The organism is Citrobacter sp. Cb023 (assembly GCF_030336805.1).
In the GTDB taxonomy this organism is placed as follows: domain Bacteria; phylum Pseudomonadota; class Gammaproteobacteria; order Enterobacterales; family Enterobacteriaceae; genus Citrobacter; species Citrobacter braakii.
Window position 1 is genome coordinate 465,192 of the sequence record NZ_JAOWCV010000040.1, and the last position, 13,078, is coordinate 478,269.

A 13,078-nucleotide genomic window follows, 5' to 3' on the forward strand; every position below is an offset into this window, starting at 1 on the left:
TTTTGCGCTGAGGTGGTGATGAAAGAGGTTGTGATAGTCGGGGCGTTACGGACACCGATCGGCTGCTTCCAGGGGACGCTGGCGCGCCACTCTGCCGTTGAATTAGGTAGCATGGTAGTCAGGGCGTTACTGGAGCGCACGGGCGTGGACGTTCACGCTGTGGATGAAGTGATCCTCGGACAGGTGCTTACCGCAGGTGCCGGGCAAAACCCGGCGCGTCAGTCCGCCATCAATGGTGGGCTACCCAATACCGTCTCCGCCATCACCATTAACGATGTCTGCGGCTCGGGTCTGAAAGCGCTGCATCTGGCGACCCAGGCTATCCAGTGCGGCGAAGCCGACATTGTGATTGCGGGCGGACAAGAGAATATGAGCCGTGCGCCGCATGTCCTTACTGATAGCCGTACCGGCGCACAGTTGGGCAACAGTCAACTGGTCGACAGCCTGGTGCATGACGGCCTGTGGGACGCTTTCAACGATTACCATATGGGCGTTACCGCGGAAAATCTGGCGCGGGAATATGGCATCAGCCGTGAACTGCAGGATGCCTACGCACTGCATTCGCAGCACAAGGCGCGGATGGCAATTGACGCCGGGCGCTTTAAAGATGAAATCGTGCCGGTGGTAACGCAGCGTAATGGGCAATCGTTCGTGGTGGATACCGACGAACAGCCGCGCACCGATGCCAGCGCAGAAGGGCTGGCGCGTCTGGATCCGACCTTCGACAGGCTCGGTTCAGTAACCGCGGGCAACGCGTCATCCATCAATGATGGCGCCGCTGCGGTGATGATGATGAGCGAGGCCAAGGCCCTGGAGCTGAATTTGCCGGTGCTGGCCCGCATCCGCGCCTTTGCCAGCGTCGGGGTCGATCCCGCGCTCATGGGAATTGCGCCGGTGTACGCGACGCGCCGTTGCCTTGAGCGTGTGGGCTGGCAACTGGCTGATGTTGATCTTATCGAGGCCAACGAAGCCTTTGCCGCACAGGCATTGTCCGTTGGAAAAATGCTGGAGTGGGATGAACGGCGGGTGAATGTGAACGGCGGAGCCATTGCGCTCGGTCATCCGATTGGCGCATCTGGCTGCCGTATTCTGGTTTCACTGGTGCATGAAATGGTGAAGCGTCGGGCGCACAAGGGCCTGGCAACGTTATGTATCGGCGGTGGTCAGGGCGTGGCGCTCGCTATCGAACGAGATTAACCACCCGTAGTTTTCTCTGCTTAAACGCCTTTCCCGCTGTATATCCCCTGCATCTATAAAAAAGCCCTCCAACAGGAGGGCAAGGCCAGTTACAGAAACATACACTCTAAACTCTGCCAACGTATCAAAACGGCGTTTCATTTCATGTGATTAACAGCGCAATTTGCTATAAAAGGTGTGTGAACGGCGTGTGAGGCTGGCTGTATTTTCAATGTCTTATCCCTACCCCTCATGAACTACTCTTGTTTATTTTTATCTATCTAATTGTTTTAAATAATTTTATTGAAACCATTCCCGCGATTTATATGCGCTAGCGTGATCGCAATTACACTTTTGATAATAAGATGCAGAAAAAGTGAAACGTTGTTTTATTTGTAATTGAAAACCCATTCCGGGAGGGATATCATGAGCGCATAAGATAAAACGGAACAGCGTTTTGCTATTCGTTTAAGCATTCACGGTCAATTTATCACTGGAGGTAAATGTGGACGTAAGACAAAGCATCCATAGTGCGCATGCGAAAACCCTGGACACTCAGGAGCTGCGTAATGAGTTTTTGGTCGAAGAAGTGTTTGTCGCAGATGAATACACCATGGTCTACAGCCACATTGACCGCATCATTGTTGGCGGCATTATGCCAGTAGCCAAAACCGTCTCTGTGGGTGGCGAAGTCGGCAAACAGCTGGGCGTAACCTACTTCCTCGAGCGTCGTGAGCTGGGGGTGATTAACATCGGTGGCCCGGGCACGATTACCGTTGACGGCCAGTGCTATGAAATTGGTCATCGTGACGCGCTGTACGTCGGGAAAGGGGCCAAAGAAGTGGTATTCGCCAGCATCGATACGGCGAAACCGGCGAAGTTTTACTACAACTGCGCGCCGGCCCACACGACTTATCCAACCAAAAAAGTCACGCCAGCAGACGTTGCGCCAGTAACGCTGGGCGATGACCTCACCAGTAACCGTCGTACCATCAACAAATATTTTGTGCCGGATGTGCTGGAAACCTGCCAGTTGAGCATGGGTCTGACCGAACTGGCGCCGGGTAACCTGTGGAACACCATGCCGTGTCATACCCATGAACGTCGTATGGAAGTCTATTTCTATTTCAATATGGAAGAAGATACCTGCGTCTTCCACATGATGGGGCAGCCTCAGGAAACGCGTCATATTGTGATGCACAACGAGCAGGCGGTGATTTCGCCGAGCTGGTCAATTCACTCCGGCGTTGGCACAAAAGCTTATACGTTCATTTGGGGCATGGTCGGCGAAAACCAGGTCTTTGATGATATGGACCATGTAGCGGTCAAAGATCTGCGCTAGTTGCGGGCGATAGCCGTGCCTGCTGCGGCGGGCATTATAAAAAATTAAGGATTTACAATGATTTTGAATGCATTCTCTCTTGAAGGTAAGGTCGCCGTTGTGACCGGTTGTGACACTGGCCTGGGTCAGGGTATGGCGTTGGGTTTGGCTGAAGCGGGCTGCGATATCGTGGGGATCAACATCGTTGAACCGACGGAAACTATCGAACGCGTGACCGCACTGGGGCGCCGTTTTTTAAGTCTGACCGCCGACCTGCGTCAAATTGACGGCATTCCGGCGTTGCTGGAGCGCGCAGTGGCAGAATTCGGTCATATCGATATTCTGGTCAACAACGCAGGTCTTATCCGTCGTGACGATGCGATCGACTTCAGCGAAAAAGACTGGGACGACGTGATGAACCTGAACATTAAGAGCGTGTTCTTTATGTCTCAGGCCGCGGCGAAGCACTTTATCGCTCAGGGTAACGGCGGCAAAATTATCAACATCGCCTCTATGCTTTCTTTCCAGGGCGGGATCCGCGTGCCGTCTTACACCGCGTCTAAAAGCGGCGTAATGGGCATCACCCGTCTGATGGCGAACGAGTGGGCCAAACATAACATCAACGTCAACGCAATTGCGCCGGGTTACATGGCGACAAACAACACTCAACAGCTGCGCGCTGATGAGCAGCGTAGCGCAGAAATTCTCGATCGTATCCCGGCGGGTCGTTGGGGTCTGCCGAGTGACCTGATGGGGCCGATTGTGTTCCTGGCATCCAGCGCATCTGACTATATCAACGGCTATACCGTTGCGGTAGACGGCGGCTGGCTGGCGCGTTAATCCGCTTTCCAGAACTGACAAACCCTGCCCTTTGGCAGGTTTTGTCAGTTAAACATAAGGTGAATGTAGCAATACACCGGAGGCGACATATTCATTCCCTCTGGAACAACATTATGCCGCCAGGCAGATTACGAACAGATAAAATTACGCAGGCAGAAAATCTTCGCGCATGGGCGTAAAGGTATCCAGTAGCGTTCCCGGTTTTAAACAGACGCAGCCATGCATAATGTTGGGCTGTTTATATAGGGTATCGCCTGCCCTAACGACATGCATTTCTTCGCCGATGGTAAATTCAAACTCCCCAGACAAAACGTAAGTCAGCTGCTCATGCGGATGATTGTGCATCGGACCAATCGCGCCTTGCTCGAAGTTCACCTCAACCGCCATCATTTTACCGTCGTGAGCAAGAATGCGTCGGGTAACGCCATTGCCCAGATCTTCAAGGGTGGTCTCTTTATGAAAAATAAACATTCGGCCTTCCTGTAATTAAAACAATGTTTCATTAAACCTATATCAGAAAATTAAAAAAAGAAATGCACGCCAACAGATGTGGAAAGTTGATCACATCTTTGGTTCACTGGAGAGATAACAACAAATCAGGGGAAATGATGAAAACGATCGGTCTGTTAGGCGGTATGAGCTGGGAATCCACCATTCCTTATTATCGACTCATTAATGAAGGGGTAAAACAGCGTCTGGGTGGCCTGCACTCGGCACAGATTCTGTTGCACAGCGTAGATTTTCACGAGATTGAAGCCTGTCAGGCTGGCGGTGACTGGCAGCGGGCTGGGGAAATCCTCGCGCAGGCCGCCGCAGGGCTTCAGCAAGCCGGAGCGGAGGGGATTGTGTTGTGTACCAACACCATGCACAAAGTTGCTGAGGCGATTGAAACCGCCTGTGACGTGCCGTTCCTGCATATTGCCGATGCGACGGGGCGGGCCATACAAAAACAGCAGATGAGCAACGTGGCGCTACTGGGTACGCGCTACACCATGGAGCAGGATTTTTACCGCGGGCGCCTACAGACTGAATTTGGTATTAGCACGCTTATTCCTGAGGCTGATGATCGTCAGAAAATAAACCAGATTATTTTCGACGAGCTGTGCCTCGGTGAGTTCAGCAACGCTTCCCGCGACTACTACCTGAGCGTAATTGATCAGTTGGCTAAACAGGGCGCTCAAGGGGTTATCTTTGGCTGTACCGAGATTGGTCTGCTGGTTCCAGCCGAGCTAAGTCCATTACCGGTTTTCGACACCGCGGAAATCCATGCGCAAGATGCGGTGGCGTTTATGCTTTCGTCTGTGGATACAAAATAGCCTCCAGCGGATCGATAAGTCTCGGGAGATGGGCTTGCAGATGCGCCGTAAAAGCATCGACCAGCGCCGAGGCAGGGCGATGAAGTGGGTGGATCAGGCTGACCGTAAAGGGTACCGAAATACTGAAGCGGCGGATAACCACTCCGCTGCTGGCATAATCCAGCGCGGTCAGTGGGTTTACCACCGAGATCCCCACGCCCGCCCGCACCATTGCACAAATTGAAGCGGCGCTGTGGGTTTCAATCACCATGCGGCGCTTCACCTGATGTTCGTTAAACAGGGTGTCCAGTAGCTGACGGTAACTGTCGGTCCGCGACAGGCTGATATAGTTCTCTCCCTGAAAATCCTGCGGCGTTAATACCGCTTTCTCGGTCAGCGGATGCCCCTGCGGCAGTACACACACTTCATCCAGCGCCAGCAATTCGGTGCGTTTCGTTCCGGCTGGCGTATGCAGCGTTTCCGTTAACCCCAGATCGTGGCGCTGCGCCGACAGCCACTCTTCCAACAGTGGTGACTCCTGCGGCACGATCTGAATGTTGACCTGCGGATAGCGCGCGAGAAATGGCTGCAGCAGCGGCGGTAAAAAGGACTGTGAAAATACCGGCAGGCAAACAATCGACAATTCACCTTGACGAAATTCGCGCAGGCTTTCGGCGGCGCTCACAATTCTGTCCAGGCCGTACCACGAACGTTGTACCTCTTCAAACAGACGTAAGCCTTGCACGGTTGGATGCAGTCGGCCACGCGTGCGTTCAAACAGCGTTAATCCCAGGACTTTTTCGAATCGGGCCAGTTCACGGCTGACGGTGGGCTGCGAGGTATGTAGCATGCGCGCGGCCTCCGTCAGATTGCCTGCGGTCATGATGGCGTGAAAAATTTCAATGTGGCGCAGGTTAACCGCGGGCATAAGCAATCCTCGAATGAGCTAATCCATATCATTTTTGCATAGACTCAAGATAAAACGATATTTTTTATTCTTTTTGAGCTGTGGCGTAATCATAAAAAAGCCAATACCGGAGCACGCCATGCCACGCCCACTCAACAACACAGACACTGACCTGACCGCCGACAACCTGTTGCGCCTGCCTGCCGAATTCGGCTGCCCGGTGTGGGTCTATGATGCGCAGATTATTCGCGCGCAGATTGCCAAACTGAGTCAGTTTGACGTGGTGCGTTTTGCCCAGAAGGCATGTTCGAATATTCATATTTTGCGCCTGATGCGCGAGCAGGGCGTGAAGGTCGATTCCGTCTCGCTTGGCGAAATTGAACGCGCGCTGGCGGCAGGTTTTGTACCGGGCAAAGATGAGATTGTCTTTACCGCCGATATGATTGATGAAGCGACGCTCGCAAGGGTGCATGAATTGAGCATTCCGGTAAATGCCGGGTCGGTCGATATGCTGGAACAACTGGGCCAGCTCTCGCCGGGCCATCGCGTCTGGCTCCGCGTAAACCCTGGCTTTGGGCATGGACACAGTCAGAAAACCAATACCGGGGGAGAAAACAGCAAGCACGGTATCTGGTACAGCGATCTTCCGGCGGCGCTGGAGGTAATTCAGCGCTATAAGCTGAAGCTGGTAGGTATCCATATGCATATCGGCTCTGGCGTGGACTACGCGCATCTGGAGCAGGTGTGCGGCGCGATGGTGCGTCAGGTAGTGGAATTTGGTCAGGATCTGGAGGCGATCTCCGCAGGCGGCGGTTTATCAATCCCGTATCGCGAAGGTGAAGAGGCGATCGACACCGATCACTATTTTGGATTGTGGAACGCCGCGCGCGATAGTATTGCGCGTCATCTGGGTCATGCCGTCAAACTGGAGATCGAACCAGGGCGTTTCCTGGTCGCGGAAGCTGGTGTGTTGGTGGCGCAGGTGCGCAGCGTAAAAGAGATGGGCAGCCGTCACTTTGTGCTGATCGATGCGGGCTTCAACGATCTGATGCGCCCGGCCATGTACGGTAGCTATCACCATATCTCCGCGCTGGCGGGAGATGGTCGTTCTCTGCAACAAACTCCTCAACGGGAGACCGTGGTGGCCGGACCGTTGTGCGAATCAGGCGACGTGTTTACCCAGCAGGAAGGCGGAAATGTGGAAACCCGTCTGTTGCCTGCGGTGGTGCCGGGTGATTATCTGGTTTTGCATGATACCGGGGCGTACGGAGCGTCAATGTCGTCAAACTACAATAGCCGCCCGCTGCTGCCGGAGGTCTTGTTTGATAACGGCGTGGCACGACTGATTCGTCGTCGCCAGACCATTGATGAGCTGTTAGCGCTGGAATTAATCTGAGTAAAGCTGGCCGGATAAGGTGCTTGCGTCGCCATCCGGCTCTTTTTCATATTACTTAAAGTACGGTCCGAGCGTTACTGAGTCACGTAATACCAGTTTGCCGGTAAACGGAGGGATCGGCTCCACGCTCTCACCGTTGGCCAGACGTATAGCCTGGTCGATTGCCGTGGTTATCATGGTATCAATCGGCAGATAAACGGTAGATAACCCCGGTTCCAGCCATTTGGCGCTGGGCGCATCATCAAAACCAAACAGCGAGACGTCCGTCGGGATCCTCAGTCCGGCCTGATGTAACGCTTTTGATGCACCTAATGCCATGTCATCGTTACAGGCGAACAGGGCGCTGAATTTCACCCCTTCCTCCAGCAGTTCTCGACAGGCTTCATAGCCTCGCGTCATCGTGGAGTCGCCGTATTTAACCTTATCAGGATCCCAGGGAATACCGTTTTTTTCCAGAGCCTTACGATACCCCATCAGGCGGGATTTACCGGTAGGCGTATGGCCTGGCACGGTGATGCAAGCAATATCGCTGTGCCCCTGCGAGATCAGATAATTGACCGCCTGATACGCCGCGTCTTCCTGCTCAAAGAAAATCGCGCGATCGCGGGCCTGACTGACATCACGGTTGATGACCAGCAAGGGCATCGCAATGCTGTTCATCAGCGACATAATCGCCTTTTCACTCATATAGCGGGTATAGAGAATAATGGCGTCGCACTGCCTGTCGGCCAGCATTTGCACGGCTTCCTGCTCACGCTCCGGCGTGTCGTGACCATCGGTGACGATCAACTGCTTGCCGTGAGACTCCGTCTGGCGCGAGGCCTGTTGCAGCAGGCGGCCAAAGTAGAATCCATCGAATGTGGAAACCACCAGGCCAATGCTGTTGCTGGTGCGATTCGCTAAAGAGCGCGCTAAAAAGTTGGGCCGATAATCGAGTGCCTGCATGGCCTTGAACACTTTCTGGCGCGTGCTCTCTTTTACCTGACCCGTTCCATTGAGTACGCGCGAAACGGTCGCTTTTGAGACGCCTGCGTGTCGTGAAACGTCCAACATCGTAGTCATGACGCAATCCTGGTTAATCGTTTGACGATGAGTTCCCCGGCTCTGTCAGCGCCGAAACGGAATGGCGACGCACCAGAGTTGGGTTAAAGACGTGGGTAATTTCAGGTGCGGGTCGCTTCTCCGCCAGCGCGAGCGCCAGTTCGGCGGCCTGGGTTGCCATCGTCACAATGGGATAGCGTACCGTGGTCAGACGTGGGCGCACATAGCGGGAAATCAGCACATCATCAAAGCCAATCAGCGAGATTTCTCCCGGCACATCAATGCCGTTATCATTCAATACGCCCATGGCGCCAGCCGCCATTGAGTCGTTGTAGCAGGCTACCGCAGTGAAGTTTTTGCCACGACCAAGTAACTCGGTCATGGCCTGTTCACCGCCGCTTTCATCCGGTTCGCCGAACGTCACCAGTCGATCGCTTACCGGTATATTGCTCTCCGCCAGCGCGTCGTAATAGCCTTGCAGACGATCTTCCGCATCAGAAATACTGTGATTGGAACACAGGTAGCCAATGCGCGTATGGCCCTGTTGAATAAGGTGTCGGGTAGCGAGCCATGCGCCGAAACGGTCATCGAGGGCAACGCAGCGTTGTTCGAATCCCGGCAGAATTCGGTTAATCAATACCATGCCGGGGATTTGCTTCATTAATGAAGCCAAGTCCGCATCCGGGATGATTTTGGCATGGACAACAAGGGCCGCGCAGCGGTGGCGAATGAGCTGTTCAATCGCCTGACGTTCCTTCTGTTCATTATGGTAGCCGTTGCCAATCAGCAAAAAATTCCCGGTGTTATAGGCCACCTGCTCGACAGCTTTAACCATTGCCCCGAAGAATGGATCGGACACATCACCAACGACCAGGCCGATGGTTTCAGTGGATTGTTGCGCCAGTGCACGCGCATTGGCATTGGGGTGGTAGCTGAGTGATTCCATTGCACTCGTTACGGCCAGACGCGATGCTTCGCTGGCTTTGGGGGAATCATTGATCACTCGAGAAACGGTGGCGACTGATACACCAGCTAGTCGGGCTACATCCTTTATGGTCGCCATGATAGTACCTGTTGTGGGTAAACGCTTACATTCCGTCAGTGTTACGGAAAATGGCTGGCTGTTCAAGCAGATTGCCCGTCAGGACCTCGCAAATGTGAGCGCGCGAGCGAAGATAAGACAGAAAATAGAAAATGCTAATTTTTGCTTACACTTTGCGATGTGCTGTTGCGATTGTTCGCTGGTGGGAGAACTGAGCGGATTGCTAAAGTTGGGGTCCCAGAGGTATTGATAGGTGAAATCAACTTTCGGGTTGATCACTAGAATTACACCAGCCTGCGCAGATGCGCAGGTTTTTTTTTGCCTTCAGCCTATCTGTAACAGTAACCGATAATTTACACAACTCGTTGCATTTGGGTTCATTCCTTTGCGTTTTCGTACTGGCGTATCTGGCTGCTGACGACCACAATCAAGATCCCAGAGGTATTGATTGGTGAGATTATTCGGTACGCACTTCGTACCTGTCTCTTGCACCGACCTGCGCGGATGCGCAGGTTTTTTTTCGGACTGTATTTACCTGTTTACCTGTCGCGCCCATTCCCCAACTCGTATACTCTCCCACCATTAATGTTTCTATAATTAATGGCACAGGGAGTTGAGATGCTATTTGGCTTTTTTCGTAATCTGTTTCGCGTGCTTTTCCGCGTTCGCGTCACGGGCAATGTCAGCGCGCTACAGGGAGAACGCGTTCTAATCACTCCCAACCATGTATCATTTATAGACGGCATCCTACTGGCGCTATTTTTACCGATTCGTCCCGTCTTCGCCGTTTACACCTCGATCAGCCAGCAATGGTATATGCGCTGGCTAACCCCGCTGATTGACTTCGTGCCGTTAGACCCAACTAAACCGATGTCGATTAAGCATCTGGTCCGTCTGGTCGAGCAGGGCCGTCCGGTGGTGATTTTTCCCGAAGGACGCATTTCGACCACCGGTTCGTTGATGAAAATATATGACGGTGCCGGGTTTGTCGCCGCGAAGTCGGGAGCGACGGTCGTTCCTGTCCGCATTGAGGGGGCAGAGCTTTCCCACTTCAGCCGCCTGAAAGGTCTGGTTAAACAGCGATTCTTCCCGCGTATCCAACTGCACATTTTACCGCCGACTCAAATGCCAATGCCGGAAGCCCCGCGAGCGCGCGATCGCCGCAAAATCGCCGGTGAAATGCTACATCAAATTATGATGGAAGCTCGCATGGCGGTACGCCCGCGTGAAACGCTATACGAGTCGCTGCTGGCGGCAAAATACCGTTTTGGCGCGGGCAAAAACTGCATTGAAGATGTTAACTTTACGCCGGACAGCTACCGCAAACTGCTGACTAAGACGCTCTTTGTGGCCCGTATTCTGGAAAAATACAGCGCCGAAGGTGAAAAAATCGGCCTGATGCTGCCAAATGCGGGGATCAGCGCGGCGGTCATTTTTGGTGCCATTGCGCGTCGACGCATTCCGGCCATGATGAACTACACGGCGGGCGTGAAAGGGTTAACCAGCGCCATTACTGCGTCTGAAATCAAAACGATCTTCACTTCCCGACAGTTTCTCGATAAAGGCAAACTCTGGCATCTACCGGAACAGCTCACCCAGGTACGCTGGGTTTATCTGGAAGATTTAAAAGCCGATGTGACGTTGAGCGATAAGCTGTGGATTTTCTCACATCTGCTGGCACCGCATCTGGCGCAGGTGAAACAGCAGCCGGAAGAGGCTGCGGTGATCCTCTTTACGTCTGGTTCGGAAGGCCATCCGAAAGGCGTGGTCCACAGCCACAAGAGTATTCTGGCGAACGTTGAGCAGATTAAAACGATTGCCGATTTCACCGCCGATGACCGCTTTATGTCGGCACTGCCGCTGTTCCACTCCTTTGGCCTGACGGTGGGATTATTCACACCGCTACTGACCGGTGCGGAAGTGTTTCTTTATCCCAGCCCGCTTCATTACCGCATTGTGCCGGAGCTGGTATACGACCGGAACTGCACCGTGTTGTTTGGTACTTCAACGTTCCTCGGCAACTATGCGCGTTTCGCGCATCCGTACGATTTCCACCGCCTGCGCTATGTGGTGGCAGGCGCGGAAAAACTGCAAGACAGCACAAAGCAGCTATGGCAGGAGAAATTTGGTCTGCGCGTCCTTGAAGGCTATGGCGTGACGGAATGTGCGCCGGTTGTGTCGATCAATGTACCGATGGCGGCAAAATCAGGAACGGTAGGGCGCATCTTGCCTGGCATGGATGCCCGACTGCTGGCTGTTCCGGGTATTGAGGACGGTGGGCGTTTACAACTGAAAGGCCCGAATATTATGAGCGGCTATTTGCGCGTCGAAAAACCTGGCGTGCTGGAAGTGCCGACGGCAGAAAATGCGCAGGGTGAGATTGAGCGCGGCTGGTATGACACCGGAGACATCGTCCGCTTTGATGAAAACGGCTTTGTACAGATCCAGGGGCGCGCCAAGCGTTTTGCTAAAATTGCCGGAGAGATGGTCTCGCTGGAAATGGTTGAGCAACTGGCATTGGCGGTATCTGCAGACAAAATGCACGCCACGGCGATCAAGAGCGATGCCAGCAAAGGTGAGGCGCTGGTGCTGTTCACTACCGACAGCGAACTCACGCGTGAGAAACTACAGCAGTATGCGCGAGCGCATGGCGTGCCTGAACTTGCCGTACCGCGTGATATTCGCCACCTGAAGCAACTCCCATTACTCGGCAGCGGTAAGCCGGATTTTGTTACGCTGAAAAGCTGGGTCGATGAGCCGGAAAAACAACATGATTGAGTCAGCGCACACTAACACTTCAATCTGGTCCAAAGGGATGATGTCCGTCATCGCCGCGCAGTTTCTGTCGGCGTTTGGCGATAACGCACTGCTGTTCGCCACGCTGGCGCTGCTGAAGGAACAATTTTATCCGGACTGGAGCCAGCCAATCCTGCAAATGGTGTTTGTGGGCGCTTACATCCTGTTTGCGCCATTTGTTGGACAGGTGGCGGATAGCTTTGCCAAAGGCAGAGTGATGATGTTCGCGAACGCCCTGAAACTGCTGGGCGCGGCGAGTATTTGCTTCGGCATTAATCCGTTTCTCGGGTATACGCTGGTGGGGATTGGCGCGGCCGCGTACTCACCGGCCAAGTATGGCATTCTCGGTGAATTGACCACCGGTGACAAACTGGTGAAAGCCAACGGCCTGATGGAAGCCTCCACCATCGCCGCGATTTTGCTCGGTTCTGTCGCCGGCGGCGTTCTGGCCGACTGGCATGTGATTGCCGCGCTTTCTGCCTGTGCGCTGGCCTATGCTGGCGCCGTGGTGGCTAACCTGTACATCCCGAAACTGGCCGCGGCTCGTCCTGGCCAATCCTGGCATCTGGGGAAAATGACGCGCAGTTTCTTCTGCGCCGCCTCTTCGCTGTGGCGCAACGGTGAAACCCGTTTTTCGTTGGTCGGAACCAGCCTTTTTTGGGGCGCGGGCGTCACGCTGCGTTTTCTGCTGGTGCTGTGGGTTCCGGTGGCGCTCGGCATCACCGATAACGCTACGCCGACCTACCTCAATGCTATGGTAGCGATTGGGATTGTCGTAGGCGCGGGGGCGGCAGCGAAGCTGGTGACGCTGGAAACCGTGTCGCGCTGTATGCCAGCGGGGATCCTGATTGGCGTCGTGGTGCTGATTTTCTCACTTCAGCATGCGCTGCTTCCGGCTTACGCGTTGCTGATGCTTATCGGCGTGTCAGGTGGCTTCTTTGTGGTACCGCTGAATGCGTTGCTGCAGGAGCGGGGCAAGAAAAGTGTTGGTGCGGGTAATGCGATCGCGGTGCAAAACCTGGGCGAAAACAGCGCGATGCTGCTGATGCTTGGGATTTACTCACTGGCAGTGCTGGTGGGGATCCCGGCGGTAGCGATTGGTATTGGATTCGGTGCGCTGTTTGCGCTGGCGATTGCGGCGCTGTGGATTTGGCAGCGCCGCCAGCCTGGTACGAGATGAATGAACAATGAATGTGCCGGATGGCAGCGTCGCCTTATCTGGCCTACAGAGAGCAGCAATTTGTAGGTCTGATAAGCGTAGCGC

The 13,078-nt window shown here is 54.0% G+C and carries 11 protein-coding genes; 7 read left to right on the forward strand and 4 right to left on the reverse strand.

The window, feature by feature from the left end; genetic code table 11:
• Positions 1–18 precede the first annotated feature (18 nt).
• The 3 genes from OGW44_RS23090 to kduD all read left to right on the forward strand — a co-directional run bounded on the left by OGW44_RS23090 (position 19) and on the right by kduD (position 3,337).
• Positions 19–1,197 (forward strand): acetyl-CoA C-acetyltransferase, encoded by a 1,179-nt coding sequence (locus tag OGW44_RS23090; RefSeq protein ID WP_016157388.1) that lies wholly within the window; start codon positions 19–21, stop codon positions 1,195–1,197.
• A 484-nt stretch (positions 1,198–1,681) separates the two neighbouring features.
• Positions 1,682–2,518 (forward strand): 5-dehydro-4-deoxy-D-glucuronate isomerase, encoded by an 837-nt coding sequence (gene kduI / locus OGW44_RS23095; RefSeq protein ID WP_016154287.1) that lies wholly within the window; start codon positions 1,682–1,684, stop codon positions 2,516–2,518.
• 57 nt (positions 2,519–2,575) lie between these two features.
• Positions 2,576–3,337 (forward strand): 2-dehydro-3-deoxy-D-gluconate 5-dehydrogenase KduD, encoded by a 762-nt coding sequence (gene kduD, locus OGW44_RS23100; protein ID WP_046276126.1) that lies wholly within the window; start codon positions 2,576–2,578, stop codon positions 3,335–3,337.
• Positions 3,338–3,481: 144 nt separating this feature from the next.
• Here kduD and OGW44_RS23105 read toward each other — a convergent pair whose 3' ends face one another.
• Positions 3,482–3,808: a cupin domain-containing protein gene (locus tag OGW44_RS23105; protein ID WP_065554331.1), complete on the reverse strand. Its 327-nt coding sequence runs from the start codon at positions 3,806–3,808 to the stop codon at positions 3,482–3,484.
• A gap of 137 nt (positions 3,809–3,945) precedes the next feature.
• Here OGW44_RS23105 and OGW44_RS23110 point away from each other — a divergent pair, with 137 nt between their 5' ends.
• On the forward strand, positions 3,946–4,653 hold the full coding sequence (locus tag OGW44_RS23110; RefSeq protein ID WP_185654528.1) for an aspartate/glutamate racemase: 708 nt from the start codon (positions 3,946–3,948) through the stop codon (positions 4,651–4,653).
• Here OGW44_RS23110 and OGW44_RS23115 read toward each other — a convergent pair.
• Positions 4,625–5,560, reverse strand: a complete 936-nt coding sequence (locus tag OGW44_RS23115) for a LysR family transcriptional regulator (RefSeq protein WP_016157385.1) — start codon at positions 5,558–5,560, stop codon at positions 4,625–4,627. The genes OGW44_RS23110 and OGW44_RS23115 overlap by 29 nt on opposite strands.
• Positions 5,561–5,678: 118 nt before the next feature.
• Here OGW44_RS23115 and lysA point away from each other — a divergent pair, with 118 nt between their 5' ends.
• Positions 5,679–6,935 (forward strand): diaminopimelate decarboxylase, encoded by a 1,257-nt coding sequence (gene lysA / locus OGW44_RS23120; RefSeq protein WP_016154282.1) that lies wholly within the window; start codon positions 5,679–5,681, stop codon positions 6,933–6,935.
• Positions 6,936–6,986: 51 nt separating this feature from the next.
• Here the strand turns inward: lysA and OGW44_RS23125 are convergent, their stop codons facing one another.
• Together OGW44_RS23125 and galR are read right to left on the reverse strand one after the other, a co-directional pair.
• The gene (locus tag OGW44_RS23125) at positions 6,987–7,997 is read right to left on the reverse strand and encodes a LacI family DNA-binding transcriptional regulator (protein WP_008785715.1); all 1,011 of its coding nucleotides are present in this window, start codon (positions 7,995–7,997) and stop codon (positions 6,987–6,989) included.
• A 13-nt stretch (positions 7,998–8,010) separates the two neighbouring features.
• Positions 8,011–9,039 (reverse strand): HTH-type transcriptional regulator GalR, encoded by a 1,029-nt coding sequence (gene galR / locus OGW44_RS23130; protein WP_016157382.1) that lies wholly within the window; start codon positions 9,037–9,039, stop codon positions 8,011–8,013.
• 597 nt (positions 9,040–9,636) lie between these two features.
• Here galR and aas point away from each other — a divergent pair.
• Positions 9,637–11,796 (forward strand): bifunctional acyl-ACP--phospholipid O-acyltransferase/long-chain-fatty-acid--ACP ligase, encoded by a 2,160-nt coding sequence (aas, locus tag OGW44_RS23135; protein ID WP_016154280.1) that lies wholly within the window; start codon positions 9,637–9,639, stop codon positions 11,794–11,796.
• Entirely contained in the window at positions 11,789–12,994 is a 1,206-nt protein-coding gene (lplT, locus tag OGW44_RS23140; protein WP_016154279.1) for a lysophospholipid transporter LplT, read from the forward strand. The genes aas and lplT overlap by 8 nt, the downstream gene beginning before the upstream one ends.
• The last annotated feature ends 84 nt before the right edge of the window (positions 12,995–13,078 follow it).